The following is a 15,655-nucleotide window of genomic DNA, read 5'->3' as shown; positions in this document are numbered from 1 at the left end:
AAGCTTTTAGCAGTTTTTAGTATTCGTCCTCGTTCCAAAGGAAATCTTCATCCGTTGGATAGTCACTCCAGACTTCTTCAATGGATTCATAAATTTCTCCTTCGTCTTCAATTGCCTGAAGGTTTTCTACAACTTCCATAGGTGCACCAGTTCTGATTGCATAATCAATAAGTTCTGCTTTTGTCATTGGCCAAGGTGCGTCACTTAAATATGAAGCTAATTCTAATGTCCAGTACATAATTTTCTAATTTTTTGCAAAAGTATAAAAATAGGTTATAAAATAAACTTTTTTATGCTTGATTTTCAATTCTTTTTATTAATTTTTGTTGATAATGTGCTACGGTCAGCTTTATCAACTGTGTCAGCACATTCACGATGTCATTTTCTCAAAAACCATTCCACAAATTTTTTTATGCCATTTTGGAAGTGGGTGTCTGGTTGGTAGCCAATTAAAGTCTTCGCTTTGGCGATATCGGCATTGGTTTTCTGCACGTCTCCGGGCTGCATGGGTAATACTTTTTTATTAGCCGTTTTGTCAAGTGTATTCTCAATAGTGGAAAGCATTTCGGACAAATTGATTACTTCACTTTCGCCAAGATTAATGATTTCATATATGTTTAAATTGTTTTCTAAATAACTTATGGATTTGATAATTCCGTCAATAATGTCATCTATATAAGTATAATCTCTTGCGGTAGTTCCATCTCCGTAAAAAGGAATTTCCTGATCTTCCGCAATCAGTTTTGTAAATTTATGGATCGCTAAATCCGGTCTCTGCCGAGGCCCATAAACGGTGAAAAACCTTAGCTGGATCATATCGATATGATATAACTGATGGTAAACATGTCCCAGAATTTCCCCACATTTTTTGGTTGCTGCATAAGGGGAAATCGGGTGGTCAACATTATCGGTTTCAGCAAAAGGAATCTTTTCGTTATTTCCATAAACGCTTGATGATGAGGCGCAAATAATTTTTTTAATGCCGTATTCCCTACATAATTCCCAAAGATTCATGGTTCCGCGGATATTCACCTCTTCATATTCCAAAGGCCTTTCAATAGAAGGGCGAACGCCTGCAAGAGCCGCCAGATGGATCACCATATCGACTTGATGAGCTTGGAAGATTTTTTCAAGCCCGTTTTTATCACGGATATCCTGGTAATAAAGAGTATAATTGTTGGATTTTGAAAGAAAAGTAAGTTTTTCAATATCTGTTTCCTTATCTGTAAATTCAAAATCTGAAGGCCTTCCGACAGATTCTAAAGTATTTTTAATTTTTATCTCGTAATTATAAAAGTCATCAAAGTTGTCAATGTTGATGACAGAATGTCCATTTTTTAATAAATGTTCTGTTAAATGGGAACCAATAAATCCGCTTCCGCCGGTTACAAGATAATTCATTTGTTGATTTTAATTGGACAAATTTATTAATAATACTTGAAAACTGTTTTTATACTTTTGTGGGAAAATAGAAGAATGATCAATTTTCAAAAATTTTTTGCGCTTCCTAAAGAAGAAGATGAGGAATTTACATTTCGGGAGATTGAAGAAGGAATTTATTTTCGAGGGCATAATTTATGGCTATTGGTGATTTCTATGGGAATTGCCTGTATAGGACTAAATATCAATAGTCCGGCGGCTGTAATCGGGGCCATGCTTATTTCTCCATTAATGGGGCCTGTAGTAGGAGCATCTTTTGGATTTTCCATAGGAAACAGGCATTTAATAAAATTAGGTATTTTCAATTGGCTTCTGATGATCTTAGTTGCCCTTTGCTCTTCAGCATTATATTTCCTCATGACACCTTTTCATTCAGCAACAGCACAATTAGAAAGCTTTAAAACAGCCACGATTTTTGATTGTTTTCTGGCTTTATTAGGTGGGTTTGCCTGGTTTTTGGGGATTGTGAGAAAGGAAGCGATAAAGGTAATTGCAGGAGTGGCCGTTTCCACCGCATGTATTCCGCCTCTTTGTACTGCGGGGTTTGGAATTGCCAATGGCAATTGGGAATACTTCTGGGGAGGGTTTTATTTTTATCTGATCAATTGTTTTTTCATCGGAGTAGGAACATGGATATTAAGTCTTATACTGGGATATCAAGCTTATTACAGGGAGAAAAATAATGCGCGTAACCGGAAAACATCCGTTCTTATCAGCCTGGTTTCGGTAATCATATTGCTTCCAAGTATATGGCTTACCAAAAAGAAATGGGAAAAAGAAAAATTAAAAGAAAGATCAGAAACCTATATTCAGGTCATTAAAGAAAGTCATCCGGAGTTAGCCATCATAAATTATGAATCTTACAAAGAAAAGAATCAGAATTTTTTAAAAATTACGCTTTTGAATGACAGTGCTACTGTAAATAAAAAAAGACTGGAAGACCATAATAATCTGGTAAAGGACATTCATCTGATCTGGCATTATTCTCCTCGTTCAAGAAGCATCAATAATCCTGAATTTCAAAAATTGCAGGGGCAAATAAATGCTTTGAAAGCAGAAATAGAACAGATGAAATCCGAGAGAACAACCAAATAAATTTAAATTTTTATATTTACTTAAACATAATATCTATGCAATTCGAAGGGCAAATTTTAAAAATGACGAGCTATAATGATCAGCCGATCCAATATTATCTTAATCTTTCAGGCGATCTGATTCATATGAATGAGCTATTCGGAAAAGTACTGACCATAAAACATACAGGATTCCAATGTGTGAATTGCGGAGAAAGCAAACCCATTTACAGGATGGGGTTCTGCAAAAGTTGTTTTTTTGAAAGTCCTTATGCAAGTGATACCATTATCCGCCCGGAGCTTTCAACCGCCCATTTGGGTGTAGCAGAACGTGACCTGGAGGTTGAAAAAGAAATTCAGCTGCAACCGCATACTGTTTATTTAGCCTATACCGGAGAAGTGAAAGTAGGAGTAACCCGAAATACACAAATCCCGACAAGATGGATTGATCAGGGAGCTACTTTTGCTCTGCCTATTGCAAGAACGGAGAACCGATACGAAGCTGGAATGATAGAAGTTGCACTAAAACAGCATGTCCCGGATAAAACAAGCTGGAAAAAAATGCTTCAGGATGATCTTGAGGATGAGATAGATCTGGCGGATTTTCAGCAAAAAATCAAGCAATATTTTCCTGAGGACTTCCAGAAGTTCTACAGTGAAGGAGAAAACCTGTGGAAATTTGATTATCCTTTTGAAAAACCTGCCAAAGTAAATTCTTTCACACTGGACAAAAAACCAGAGTTTATGGGGAGATTAACAGGAATAAAAGGACAATATTTAGGATTTGAAGGCGGTGATTTTATCAATGTGAGAGGACATGAAGGATATGTGATTAGTCTGGATGTAAAAAATTAATTATATATTTAGTATGTAATTGATAAATCACAAATTATGAAGAAGTGGGTTAAAAAGTCATTAATAGGATTAGGAATTTTGTTAATAATTTTTTTATTAGCGAATTTCGGATTAAATATTTGGCTGAAAACACAGTTACCCAATTATATCAAAAATAATACAGATTATAAGGTTTCCTATAAAACGCTTGATGTAGATCTCGGAACAGGAAATATTATTTCTACAGGGATCACGGTAAACAGCAAAAACCCACAGAATATCAATGTAATTGGTCTTCAGGGGACTATTGATACCTTAAAGATCAGCCGTTTTGGGATGTATGACGCTGTTTTCAATAAGCAGATCAATTCTTCTGATTTATTGTTGGCGAGTCCGAATTTGAATGTTATCCTCGCTAAGCCAATAGATAATAAAACCGGTAAAAAAAGAAACCCTGTTCTGTTTGAAAACATCAGGATTAATAATGGAAGCATCCAGATTTTCAGGCATACCAAACAAAAATTTCTATCCGTACAACAATTGGATCTGTACGTTGAAAACCTCCAGATGACGGAAGAATCGGTAGAAAATAAACTGCCTGTTGTTTTCGATAAATATGATATTAAAGGTAAAAACTTCTTTTTTCGCCCGGATAATGTATATGCCTTGAAAATTGATAAAATTACAACAACAAACGGGCAAATGTCTGTGGAAAACTTCCGGCTGATACCTTTATTAACCCTTGCACAATTCAAAAGATTTTATCCTCAAAAATCCAAGCTGTTTCAGTTTGACATCCGGAAAATGGACTTTAAAGATGTGGTATTGAAGAAAAACAGAATTTCTTTGGCAAATGCAGATTTTCAGAATCCGGTGCTTTCCGTTTATACAACAAATGCAGAGGTTAAGAAATCTAATAAACCATTGGCTTATGAAGTGAATCTTGACGACATCCTGTTAAATAATGCCACGGTTCAGATTATGAAACCGGATGGGAATAAACTGTTTTTTGCCCGGAACCTGAATGTTAATGTCAATCAGTTAAAGCTGAATAAAGAAACCATGGAAAATATGATTCCCGTTGGCTACAAAGATTTCCGGTTTTCAGGAAAAGACATTCATTTTTCCAATCATCAGAATATCAATGCGGAAAGCGTTGCTTTAAATCCGAAAAGCGGTGAGCTGAGAAATATCTCCATTGTTCCGAACGGGCCGGCTCTCGGAAAAACATCTATGAATCTTACAGCAGCACATATTGCTTTTAATATTAATCAATGGGAATTTATTGATAAAAAGCTGAATCTGGATGTTAAAGATGTTCTGGTGAGCAATGTTAACGGAACGGTTAAAGGAGGAGATGGAAAATCTGGTAAAAAAGCAAATCTAAGCGGTATTCAGTTCCCTGTCATCATAAGAAAGGTGACCCTGAAAAATTCAAATGTGATTTATGATAAAGGCGCACAGCCTTTGGCGTTTAATGATTTAAATGCCACAATAAATAATATTGAACTGCACGAGAAAGCGAATAAAAAAGAAGGAATTGATCTGAAAATAAAAGATTATTTTCTTACCACAAGGAATTTTGCTTATAACACAAAGTTCTATCGTATGAGTGTAGGGCTCTTAAAGCTGAATAAAAATAAAATTCAGATCAACAATTTTACCATGAAGCCTCTCGTTTCGAGAGCGCAGTTTATCAAAATGATACCTGTAGAAAGAGATTTGTATGACCTAAAAGCAAATCAGGTAACAGCAGACGGAACCTGGGATCTGTTTTCTCAGAATAAGTTCATCAATGCATCCAACGTAACTATTCAGGGAGCTGATGCGGTTATATTTCGAAGCAAAATCCCCAAAGATGATCCGAAAGAGAAGCCTTTATATTCCAGGATGCTCCGTTCGATAAAGTTTCCGGTAATCATCAATACTCTTGACCTGAAAAATTCCAAGCTGGTTTACGAGGAAGATACTCCCGAAAGTGCGGGCCCGGGAAAACTGACATTCAGCAACTTCAATATGAACGTAAAAAACCTGAATTCTGCCAAAACGAAGGGGAAGCCTACCCGTGTAGATATCAGGATTCACTGTTCCTTTATGAATCTTGCCCCATTGTCTGTCAACTGGAACTTTGATGTGGCAGATCAGAGAGATGTCTTCCATATTTCAGGAAGGACAGTCAATCTTCCTGCTCAGGGAATTAATCCTTTTATACGTCCTTATCTTCACGTAACGGCAACGGGAACCATTCAGGAAATGCTATTCAATTTCAGGGGAAATCCTGCCGGATTGAACGGTACATTTAATCTTAAACATAAAGATCTGAAAGTTGCTATTCTGGATAAAAACAACCGGGAAAAGAAAGGCGTGCTTACGGCTATTGCGAATCTCGTGGTCCGTTCGAATTCGGGAAGGCTTCCTGAGGATGTAAAGGTGGAAGATATTCCGCGGGACCCTACCAAATCCTTCTTTAATTTATTCTGGAAGGGAATTGAAAACGGGCTCAAAAAAACACTTATAGGAAAAAACGTTGATAAAACTGAAGAATCCGTCAAAAATACGGTTTCTGCGGTAAAGGATATGAAACAATCCGTAAAAGAGCTGAAAGAGGAAGTGAAACATAAAGAAGAATCTGCCCCACCTAAAGAAGAGAAAAAGAAAAAAGGATTGTTTAAAAAGATATTCAATAAAAAAGAAAAACCCGAAACAGAATAGTCCCGGGTTATATTTTAAAAGTTGAATTCATCGCTTTCATGAATGGGAATGTCCCGTAAAAAGGCATCAAACTCATGTCCGGGATAATTGCTGTCTGCCCCGTAAGAATCAATAATCATCCCCATATTGCCGTCAACATCTCTTACGATATAAAGCACCACATTATCATCCGGATTGCTGTCTCCTTCAAACCGGTACGTTTTGAGAATACTTAAATCAGAAGACAGATAGTTTTTTCCGGAGTTTTCAAGCTTCATCTCGCCGGATTCATTCATTCTAAATTCTCTTGTTATACCTCTTTGCGATAACTTTTCCATTACTTGACTAAGAGTGGTCATTTTTTCAGAACTATTCATTGGATTATTTTTTAATTGAATACTACAATAATTAAACCATTATAGATGGAATTATAGGAAAGAAAGGAATTATATTTTTCTTAAAAATAGGGTGTAATGTTAACAAAATTTATAATTAATGAAATAGGAATGGGTATACTTTTTGCAATAGCCTTAATAATAAATCGGACAAAATATGAAAAAAGAAGTTGGAGTATTACTGGCAGGAGGAGTTGGTCTTTTGGCGGTATTAAGTTTTTTTGGAATTAAAAAAATGCTACATAGAAAAGATAAAAAATACAATGAAAGCTATTCAGATTATCATAGACATTTTGATGGAAAAAATCATGAAGATGACTATCATGGAGTTGAATTTTATGCCCTGAAGTAGTAAAAAAATATATTTAATTTATGTTTATCCAACGCTTTTGAAAGTGTTGGATTTTTTTGTGGAAAACTTTAGTGTTAAAACTCATTATTTTCAAAATATTCCACTCTAATTTTACATCAGAATGCAGAACGAAAGCTTCATAAAAGGACAAGGGGCACAGCGAAACGTCGTCAACCGTTTCGACAGATATACCTATGAGCCTGAAGATGAAGATTTCGAAACGATCAGGACATCTTTCACGGAGGTGTTCCCGAAAACAATTGTCAATCAGGTGAAAAGTGAAGATCTTCCGATGGAATATTCTATGAATCCTTACCAGGGATGTGAACACGGATGTTCTTATTGTTTTGCAAGACCCACTCATGAATACTGGGGATACAGCGCAGGAATCGATTTTGAAAGAAAGATCATGGTAAAGAAAAATGCACCCGAACTTTTGGAAAAATTCTTTCAGAAAAGAGGATATAAACCAGCCCCTATTTTGCTGTCCGGAAACACAGATTGTTATCAACCTGCTGAAAGGCAATTTGAAATCACCAGGAAAATACTGCAGGTATGTCTGGATTACAGGCATCCTGTTAATGTTTTGACAAAAAATGCCCTGGTTTTGAGAGACCTTGATATTTTACAGCCCATGGCTGAGCAAAACCTCGTTTCCGTTTCCTTAAGTATTCCTACGATCAATGAAGAGCTGAGAAGGAAAATGGAACCAAGAACAAGTTCTGCTAGAAATAAATTAAAAGCGGTTGAAATTCTTTCAGAGAATAAAATACCGGTAAATGTGATGGTTGCTCCCATTATTCCGGGGTTGAACAGTGATGAGCCACTGTCTATTCTGAAAGCGATTTCAGAGGCGGGAGCACAAAGCTTCGGATATACTTTGGTAAGATTGAATGATACGGTGGAGCCTGTTTTTGTTCAATGGATTGAAACATTTTTTCCTGATCGTGCGCAGAAGGTATTAAATCTGATCCGCTCCATGAGAGGAGGGAAGCTTGGCGAGAAAAGATATTTTGACCGCCAGAAAGGGGAAGGAAATATTGCTGAAATGATTCATAATACATTTAAAATAGGCAGAAAGAAATTTTTTGAAGGGAAAGAATTTCCAAAGCTTTCTACGGCCGGTTTTACCGGGGCTAAAGATCAACAGTTAAGACTCTTCGATTGATTGTATTTTCTACATGAATTTACATGGAGACAAATAAAAACCACTCTCAAAAAGAGAGCGGCTTTTTATAATGTTCAGACTAATAAATTAATTACATTGTATCATCCGGACATGTAAAATCATCGCTGCAGGTTGCACAAATTACAACACCATTGCAGTAATACATACAGAAATCTTCTGGAGGCAACGTAAGTCCTGCTCCGGAAATGCTTTTTAACTGGCCTTTACTTAGTTTTTTTAAATTTTTCATATTGTTTTAATTTAAAATTTGATACAAAAGTAAAGATATGATTAAAAAATGAAATTAATAATACTTTCTTGTAACTATTTTTTTATCAATCCCAATTCCACTAATCTCTCATGCAGAAATTCTCCGGCAGTCGTATCAGGATATAATTTAGGATTATTTTCGTCTATACAATTCTCAAGAGCATTCAGAGACATTTCACTTACCGGATGCATAAAGAAAGGGATGGAGTATCTTGAAGTCCCCCATAATTCCCTTGGCGGATTTACGACTCTGTGAATGGTAGATTTTAGTTTGTTATTGGTATGTCTTGATAACATATCGCCTACATTGATCATTAATTCGTCCGGCTCCGCAATAGCATCAATCCATTCTCCCTTATGGTTCTGTACCTGAAGTCCTTTTCCCTGAGCTCCCATCAAAAGCGTAATAAGATTAATGTCACCATGGGCGGCAGCTCTTACAGCATCATCCGGCTCTTCTGTGATGGGCGGATAGTGAATAGGTCTCAAAATGGAGTTTCCTTCTGCAATTTTATCATCAAAGTAGAATTCATCTAAACCAAGATGTAAAGCTAAGGCCCTCAAAACATACTGCCCTGTTTTTTCCAACATTTTGTATGCTTCTTTTCCTACTTCGTTGAATTTTGGAAGTTCGTCAACGATCACATTGTCCGGATACTCCGATTTATATTTTGAATCATCAGACAGATACTGCCCGAAGTGCCAAAATTCTTTTAAGTCTCCCTTTTTGAAACCTTTTGCCGTTTCTTTACCGAACCCCACATAACCTCTTTGCCCTCCAATTCCCGGAATCTCATACTTTTGCTTCGTTTCCACTGGAAGTTCAAAAAAGTTCTTTACCTCTCCATACAATTCATCTACTAGTTTGTCATCAAGAAAATGGCCTTTTAAAGCAACAAAACCAATTTCTTCATAAGCTTTTCCGATTTCATTTACAAATTTCTGTTTGCGTTCCGGGTCACCCGAAAGGAAATCACGCAGGTCTACACTAGGTATTTTGTCCATTTTTAGAAATTTAATGTACTGCTAAAATACAGATTTTTTGGATTAAATGATTTTACAATTAAGTATTTATAAACTAAATTTGCTGCATGAAAAAATATTCTTCTAAGAGAAGTATTCAGATACTTGCGCATCTCCTTCAACAGTACGGCATTTCAGACGTTGTCATTTCACCGGGATCCAGAAATGCACCTTTGGCGATTCATTTTTCAGAAATAGACAGTTTCAACTGCTATAGTATTGTGGATGAGAGAAGTGCTGCTTTTGTGGGAATAGGGATGGCCAAAAGTGAAAAGAAGCCTGTGGCAATTACCTGTACGAGTGGTTCAGCAGCGGCAAACTATTATCCTGCCGTTACAGAAGCTTTTTATCAGAATGTTCCCCTTTTAATATTAACAGCCGACAGGCCAACGGATTATGTGGATATTTTTGACGGACAAACCATCCGTCAGAATCATCTTTTCCATCAGCATTCTTACGGTGATTTCCAGCTCTTAGAAGACAGCAGGGAGAATGCGGAAGATATTAATTTTGATACGATCAAAAAGGCGATTGAGCTTTGTTTTGAGAAGCAAGGTCCTGTTCATATCAATATTCCCTTAGAAGAGCCTTTATATGAATTAGTTTCGGAACTGCCCACTTTTCCAACGGTTGAAAAAACAATTAAGCAGAAAGAATACGAAATCCCATCTAACCTGGTTGCTGAGTGGAATACCTCACACAGAATCATGCTTTTGGTAGGAACTAAAGATTACAGTCCGGAACTGGAAAACCAGCTTACCCAGCTTGTTAAAAATCACTCGGTGGTTGTTTTGAGTGAAGCGAATTCCAATCTGTATCATGAGAAATTTTTCAAGAATATAGACCGGTATATTTTCAACTTTACGGAAGAAGATTACAAAACATATGCTCCGGATTTATTAATCACTATCGGGCAGAATGTGGTTTCCAAAAAGGTGAAGCAATTTTTAAGAAGCGCCCGTCCAAAACAGCATTGGCATCTGGATGAGGTTTGGCAGCCGGATACGTATTTTTCTTTAACGGAGAAAATTGAAGTAAAGCCGGAAGTTTTCTTTTCAAAACTGTTGAAATTCATCAACCTTGAACCCAGACCTTATTTCAATCTTTGGGATGTTCTGAGGGATAAAAAAGATGCAAAGCATCTGCAATTCCTGAATATGGTTGAGTTCTCGGATTTTTATTTCTTTAACAAAGCTTCGCAGACAATACCGGAAAATTATAATATCCATTTCAGCAACAGCTCGGCCATCAGATATGCCCAATTGTTTGATTTCGGAAAGCGAAGAATCTATTGCAACCGGGGAACCAGCGGAATCGACGGCTCTACTTCCACAGCGATGGGTTTTGCCATTAAAAATGCCAATCCAACATTGCTGATTACAGGAGACTTAAGTTTCTTTTATGACATCAACGGATTATGGAATCAGTACATTCCTCCATTTGTAAGAGTCATCATTTTTAATAACGGAGAAGGGAATATTTTCAAAATCATTCCGGGACCTGGAAATGCGAATCCGAATACACTGGATGAGTTTATTGCGACAAAACATCATAAAAATGCTGAGCATCTGGCAAAACACTTTGGCTTTTCCTATATCAAAGTAGAAGATGAGCCTACTTTAGACAGAGTTTTGGATAATTTCTTCAAACCGGATGTGCAGCCTAAGATCCTGGAAGTGAATACCTACGGTAAGAACAGTGCGGATGTCCTGAAGGCTTACTTCAATTTCATGAAGGAAAACTAGAGATCCAGATACTCTTCGTTGCCGGGCAAATTAATGATTCTGTCGATAGGATAAATGAACATGTCGTCGAAATCATTTAAAGCATTAATGATCTGGAAGTGTGAGAATTCCTTGATATTTTGTAAAGTGATTTCCGCTTCTTTGATTTTTTTGTGCTTTAAAAGATTCTGTCTCTGAACACCATTTAAAAGATAGGTTTTCGGGGTGAACCACTCTTTGCCTTTCAGAAATAAAAGATTGGAAAAAGAGGTATCGGTAATATGATTGTTTTTGACAATGATGATTTCTTCGGCTTTGGATTTCGTTTTCATTTTTTCCAGCTCCTTACGATCTTCAAATTTAAAGGAATAATCAAAGCTGTTGTTTTCAATCAGCTGGAAATCCTGTATTTCCGGGATCGCATAAGGAATCATTTGGGTTCTGATTCTTTTATCCAGATCATAAACGATTCTTAGTTTGAAAAGTCCGTCTTCATCATGATCCAGGCTTTTGAAAACTTTAGCCAGATCAATGGTTGTTTCTTTCCCGAAATGGGCGAAAGTCTGGTCAACTCGTTTTTGGTGAAAATCCAACAGGAAAATTTCCTGATCTTCTACTTTAATGCTTTCAATGAATTGGTACATAAATTTTGTTTTTCATTTCCTGATATTCGTCCTCCAGTTTGCTCATATGGGTAATTCCGCCCCCGCTTTTGAAGTACAACGTATCATTTTCTTTTTCAATAAAGCGTATCATTACACAGCTGTCCAGGTTTTTGCCATCGAACCAGCCGCATACGCCCGTGTAGTATCCTCTGTCATATCCTTCAGCATCGAGTATGATTTCCAAAGTTTTCGGCTTCGGAGCTCCCAAAATAGAACCGGCAGGAAGCAAGTTCATCATCAGGCTTCCAATTTTATTGTTAAACTCCGGTTTTATATAGCCTGAAATTTCAGAACTCATGGCCAAGAGATCTTTTTGCCGTGTTTTGATGAGGTCAATCTGCTGAAACTGATCAACTTTTACATCATTGGCAACCATGCTGAGATCGTTCCGGAGCAAATCCACCACCGTATAATGTTCAGCTTTTTCTTTTTTATCGTTCCTTAAAATTTCCGCAGCATTTTCTAAAGAGGCATCAATAGTGCCTTTCATGGGATAAGTAAAAATTTTTCCGTCAATAATTTTTACAAATGTTTCAGGAGAAAAAAATACAAAAAAATCTTTATAAAAAACTTTATACTTGGCCTGAGAGTGATAAAAAATTTCTTTGAGCGTTAAATTGGTCTCAATCCTGGTTTTTCGGGTGTAATTAGCCAGGTATGAATTTCCCAGCCTAATATTTTTCTGAACTTTATCAAATCCGGATTTGAAACTTTCCAATGTTTCAGGAAAAGATTTCCATTCTATTTTTTTGTTTGACTCTTGTTTGTTTTTTATATTTGAAAACGACTGAAAATCAATTAATAAACCTGATTTTTCAATTTCACTTTCTTGATATGTTTCTACTTTTTCTCCCAGAAAATCAATGATAAAGAAAAAGGGAACCTTCTGAAGAGAAAGCTCATCCATTTCTATAAATTTTGTGTAATTCACTGAAAACATTCGGCAAAAATAAATATTGATGTTTACTTTTGCACAAAAATTTTTTAATGCAGAATAAATATCCTCAGAAACCGGGAATAGATTTTATATTGAAGCAGGCGTTTTTCTATTGGAACAAAACATTGATTTTCCAACTGATGTTTTCCATCATGTATTTCGCAATCTTTCTTACCGTCTTCTTTGTTTTTGCCGGGAGATATGGAATCTGGGAACAAAACCAGGAATTAATTGAAGCCATGAGGCAGGGAAGCCAGGCATATATGGAAAAGCTGATGGAGATTTCTGCGAATGAAAATACTCAGAAAATGTCATTGGCCATAATGCTTACAACCACTTTCCTTTATCCTTTGAATTTAGGATTTTTCCAGATTTTCCGCAAAATAGACCTGGGTGAGAAATTGGAACTGGGTGATCTTTTGGTGGGATATAACGGTCTTAACTTTTTTAGGTATATCGGTTATTATGTCTTTTGGTTTTTTGTTTTCAGGTTTACGGTTCCAACCTTTTTCCTGGCAGTGGCCTGGGTAGGAATCACAATATTTGTGGCTCCATTAATGTTTTTTATGGATAAAAGGATATTCGAAGCCATATCTTTAAATTTTAAGGCTCTGAAGGTATATTTTATAGAGATATTGGTCTGTATACTGGTAGCATTTTTCTTTAAATATCTTGGTTTTGCTTTATTTTTTATCGGCGGATTATTCACATTTCCTTTTTGGAATGCCATGATTTATTCTCTTTACAAGTCTATTTTTTCAGAGAAAAATTAAATTTAGATACTGTTTGATGCTTTTTTTGCCAAAAAAAATTAAATTTGGTATACATTAAAAAATTAAACACCATGTCCGAATTTAACGAATTTGATCAGCAAGGGTCTGTCCCCGAAAGAAATACAGGGTCGATTCTCTCCCACGCTTTCGAAATGTATAAAGGGGTTTTTCTTTATGCTATTGTTGTCATGATTATTTATTTAATAGGGGATTTCTTTATCCAGGCCATTACGGGATTCAACTCCTGGAATAGTTTTCAGGAAATGAGAAATCATGATGGTGACTATTCCAACTTCAGGTATTGGAATTCATCGGGGTTGGGATTATATTATTCTTTGTCAAATATTTTATTGATTCTGCTTTCGCCTTTGTTTGTAGGACTGATTTATATGATCAATAAGTACAATACCAAAAATACCATAGAATTTTCGGACCTTTTTATCGGATATCGTCAGAATTTTGTGAATATTCTTGTTTACAGCCTGATTTCGTGCATTATTTTGGGAATTTCACTCGGGTTATGTGGTTTACCTTTCATTTTTATGTTCCCATTTTTTCTTATCGGCTATCCGATTCTTCTTTTTGAAAACACTTCTGCTATTGATGCAATCAGTAAATCTTTTAATGTGGCAAAAGAGAACTACGGAACTTTTTTAGGAGCTTCTTTTTTAGGAGGCTTGCTTAGTCTTTGTGGTTTTTTAGCCTGCTGTATAGGAATTATTATAACAATGCCTTTTATTATGGCAGTAATGTACTCGGCCTATTGTGCATTTTTAGGGAAGCCAAGACAAATAATGTTTCATAAATGATGATAAATAAAGACAAACAAATAAGCAGTATTGCTATAAAGCAGGTATTTCTCCTTGCTATTATTCTGATATTGGCAGGATTGATCTGCTCTAACCTTGCTCTTTTCATTCCTTCTGTTTTAGGAGCAATTACCATCTATGTGGTTTGCCGGAAATATAATTTTTATCTGCAGGAAGAGAGAAAATGGAAACCATGGCTTTCGTCTCTGGTACTCATGCTCGCAAGTTTGATTATACTTATTCTTCCGATCTATTTCATTGCCGATCTTTTGATTGAAAAGCTGGGAAATGCACAGGCTTATATGACTAAATTCAATGTATTCCTTGAAAAGATACATTCTTATATTTATTCAAAAACGAGCTTTGACATCCTGAGCAAGGAGAATATGGGCAAGCTTAAAGATTCTGTCGGTAAATTTTCTACAACCGCTCTTAGCAGTACATTCAATACCCTCACGGTAGTGATCTCCATGTATTTCATTTTATATTTCATGCTTGAAAAGCCGAGACTGTTTGAAAGAATTCTCACTTCATCCGCTCCGTTGAAAAGGGCCAATGTTTCTTTAATAGGAGAAAAGATGAGAAAACTGATTATGGCGAATGCTATCGGAATCCCGGTAGTTGCTATTGGGCAAGGGCTTGTTGCGATGGTCGGATACTTTATTTTCGGAGCACCCAGCCCGGTATTGCTTTTTGCCTTAACAGCGGCGGCTTCTATGATCCCTGTAGTGGGGGCTGCCATCGTTTATATTCCTGTATGTATCTTTATGATTGCGGAAGGAGATACAGGACACGGACTTGGGTTGGCTGCATACTGTGTCATTGTGGTGGGTTTAACAGATAATCTGCTTCGATTTACGTTATTAAAAAAATTAGAGGATATTCACCCTTTAAATACGGTTTTTGGGATTATTATGGGAATGAATTTATTTGGATTTATGGGTTTAATTTTCGGACCTATTCTTATCTCTCTGACACTCCTCCTCATTCAGGTTTACAGAAATGAGTTCTCTGATGATGATACCCCGGATCTTAAACTTCCTGATGAAGATGATGAGCTTGAACAAAAAATTGATTTAATAGTATAAAATGACAGAAGGAATAAACCCCGAAATTTTAAAAGAAATATGTGTTGTCACCATGCCTTTCGGGAAGTATGAAGGAACAGTTCTTGCTGACTTGCCAATCAGCTATCTGGAATGGTTTTATCGTAAAGGTATGCCAAAAGGAAAACTTGGAATGCAGCTTTCCACCATTTATGAAATAAAGCTGAATGGCTTGATGGATCTCCTGATTCCCATTCGGGGAGCGGTCAGCAATGAGAAGCCTAAAAATAAAACGTATAAATTTTAATAGTTTCGGGGGGGGGGGCGGGGGGGCGTGGGGGGGGGGGCCCGGGCCGTGTCTGGACGTTCTGGACACTATAGACCCTAGTATAGTAAAAATTTAAACCGCTTCATTCGGAAGCGGTTTTTTTATTTGTGAATGTGGATAGCTTTTT

17 protein-coding genes are annotated in these 15,655 nt (G+C 36.5%); 10 read left to right on the top strand and 7 right to left on the bottom strand.

Annotated elements, in window-relative coordinates:
- Positions 1–16: 16 nt before the first annotated feature.
- Together ACGHIN_RS05725 and ACGHIN_RS05720 are read right to left on the bottom strand one after the other, a co-directional pair.
- Positions 17–238: a DUF2795 domain-containing protein gene (locus ACGHIN_RS05725; RefSeq protein ID WP_002662059.1), complete on the bottom strand. Its 222-nt coding sequence runs from the start codon at positions 236–238 to the stop codon at positions 17–19.
- A gap of 140 nt (positions 239–378) precedes the next feature.
- Entirely contained in the window at positions 379–1,401 is a 1,023-nt protein-coding gene (locus tag ACGHIN_RS05720) for a GDP-mannose 4,6-dehydratase (RefSeq protein WP_390451646.1), read from the bottom strand.
- 75 nt (positions 1,402–1,476) lie between these two features.
- On the opposite strand from ACGHIN_RS05720, the gene ACGHIN_RS05715 reads away from it, so the two are divergent.
- From ACGHIN_RS05715 to ACGHIN_RS05705, 3 genes are read left to right on the top strand one after another with little or no spacing between them, the layout of a single operon-like run.
- Positions 1,477–2,535, top strand: coding sequence for a DUF389 domain-containing protein (locus ACGHIN_RS05715; RefSeq protein ID WP_390451644.1), 1,059 nt, complete (start codon positions 1,477–1,479; stop codon positions 2,533–2,535).
- A 35-nt stretch (positions 2,536–2,570) separates the two neighbouring features.
- Positions 2,571–3,368, top strand: a complete 798-nt coding sequence (locus ACGHIN_RS05710; RefSeq protein WP_390451641.1) for a DUF2797 domain-containing protein — start codon at positions 2,571–2,573, stop codon at positions 3,366–3,368.
- Between the two features lie 36 nt (positions 3,369–3,404).
- Entirely contained in the window at positions 3,405–6,059 is a 2,655-nt protein-coding gene (locus ACGHIN_RS05705; RefSeq protein ID WP_390451639.1) for a hypothetical protein, read from the top strand.
- 14 nt (positions 6,060–6,073) lie between these two features.
- On the opposite strand, the gene ACGHIN_RS05700 is transcribed toward ACGHIN_RS05705, so the two are convergent.
- Positions 6,074–6,415 carry a hypothetical protein gene (locus ACGHIN_RS05700; RefSeq protein ID WP_390451638.1) on the bottom strand — a complete coding sequence of 114 codons (342 nt, stop codon included), beginning with the start codon at positions 6,413–6,415 and terminating at the stop codon, positions 6,074–6,076.
- A gap of 175 nt (positions 6,416–6,590) precedes the next feature.
- Between ACGHIN_RS05700 and ACGHIN_RS05695 the strand changes: the two genes are divergently transcribed.
- Both ACGHIN_RS05695 and ACGHIN_RS05690 read left to right on the top strand, forming a co-directional pair.
- Positions 6,591–6,785: a hypothetical protein gene (locus tag ACGHIN_RS05695; RefSeq protein ID WP_390451635.1), complete on the top strand. Its 195-nt coding sequence runs from the start codon at positions 6,591–6,593 to the stop codon at positions 6,783–6,785.
- 121 nt (positions 6,786–6,906) lie between these two features.
- Positions 6,907–7,953 carry a PA0069 family radical SAM protein gene (locus ACGHIN_RS05690; protein ID WP_390451632.1) on the top strand — a complete coding sequence of 349 codons (1,047 nt, stop codon included), beginning with the start codon at positions 6,907–6,909 and terminating at the stop codon, positions 7,951–7,953.
- A gap of 91 nt (positions 7,954–8,044) precedes the next feature.
- Here the strand turns inward: ACGHIN_RS05690 and ACGHIN_RS05685 are convergent, their stop codons facing one another.
- Together ACGHIN_RS05685 and ACGHIN_RS05680 are read right to left on the bottom strand one after the other, a co-directional pair.
- Complete coding sequence (locus ACGHIN_RS05685) at positions 8,045–8,203, bottom strand: bacteriocin-like protein (protein ID WP_390451629.1); 159 nt, start codon at positions 8,201–8,203, stop codon at positions 8,045–8,047.
- Between the two features lie 74 nt (positions 8,204–8,277).
- Positions 8,278–9,228 (bottom strand): isopenicillin N synthase family dioxygenase, encoded by a 951-nt coding sequence (locus tag ACGHIN_RS05680; RefSeq protein ID WP_390451627.1) that lies wholly within the window; start codon positions 9,226–9,228, stop codon positions 8,278–8,280.
- Positions 9,229–9,314: 86 nt separating this feature from the next.
- On the opposite strand from ACGHIN_RS05680, the gene menD reads away from it, so the two are divergent.
- Positions 9,315–10,991: a 2-succinyl-5-enolpyruvyl-6-hydroxy-3-cyclohexene-1-carboxylic-acid synthase gene (menD, locus tag ACGHIN_RS05675; protein ID WP_390451624.1), complete on the top strand. Its 1,677-nt coding sequence runs from the start codon at positions 9,315–9,317 to the stop codon at positions 10,989–10,991.
- Here the strand turns inward: menD and ACGHIN_RS05670 are convergent.
- The gene (locus ACGHIN_RS05670) at positions 10,988–11,614 is read right to left on the bottom strand and encodes an aminotransferase class IV (protein ID WP_390451621.1); all 627 of its coding nucleotides are present in this window, start codon (positions 11,612–11,614) and stop codon (positions 10,988–10,990) included. The genes menD and ACGHIN_RS05670 overlap by 4 nt on opposite strands.
- On the bottom strand, positions 11,598–12,575 hold the full coding sequence (locus ACGHIN_RS05665; RefSeq protein ID WP_390451618.1) for an aminodeoxychorismate synthase component I: 978 nt from the start codon (positions 12,573–12,575) through the stop codon (positions 11,598–11,600). The genes ACGHIN_RS05670 and ACGHIN_RS05665 overlap by 17 nt, the downstream gene beginning before the upstream one ends.
- Positions 12,576–12,622: 47 nt before the next feature.
- Between ACGHIN_RS05665 and ACGHIN_RS05660 the strand changes: the two genes are divergently transcribed.
- The 4 genes from ACGHIN_RS05660 to ACGHIN_RS05645 all read left to right on the top strand — a co-directional run bounded on the left by ACGHIN_RS05660 (position 12,623) and on the right by ACGHIN_RS05645 (position 15,507).
- Positions 12,623–13,345, top strand: coding sequence for a hypothetical protein (locus tag ACGHIN_RS05660; RefSeq protein ID WP_390451616.1), 723 nt, complete (start codon positions 12,623–12,625; stop codon positions 13,343–13,345).
- Positions 13,346–13,416: 71 nt separating this feature from the next.
- Complete coding sequence (locus ACGHIN_RS05655; protein WP_390451614.1) at positions 13,417–14,154, top strand: DUF2189 domain-containing protein; 738 nt, start codon at positions 13,417–13,419, stop codon at positions 14,152–14,154.
- On the top strand, positions 14,154–15,242 hold the full coding sequence (locus ACGHIN_RS05650; RefSeq protein WP_390451785.1) for an AI-2E family transporter: 1,089 nt from the start codon (positions 14,154–14,156) through the stop codon (positions 15,240–15,242). Before ACGHIN_RS05655 ends, ACGHIN_RS05650 begins: the two co-directional genes overlap by 1 nt.
- 13 nt (positions 15,243–15,255) lie before the next feature.
- Positions 15,256–15,507, top strand: a complete 252-nt coding sequence (locus tag ACGHIN_RS05645) for a DUF3820 family protein (protein ID WP_390451783.1) — start codon at positions 15,256–15,258, stop codon at positions 15,505–15,507.
- Positions 15,508–15,655 lie beyond the last annotated feature (148 nt).

The organism is Chryseobacterium barbadense, assembly GCF_042849955.1.
Taxonomy (GTDB): domain Bacteria; phylum Bacteroidota; class Bacteroidia; order Flavobacteriales; family Weeksellaceae; genus Chryseobacterium.
Note: the sequence above shows the minus strand (reverse complement) of the source record. Positions and strands in the feature narration are given on the sequence as shown.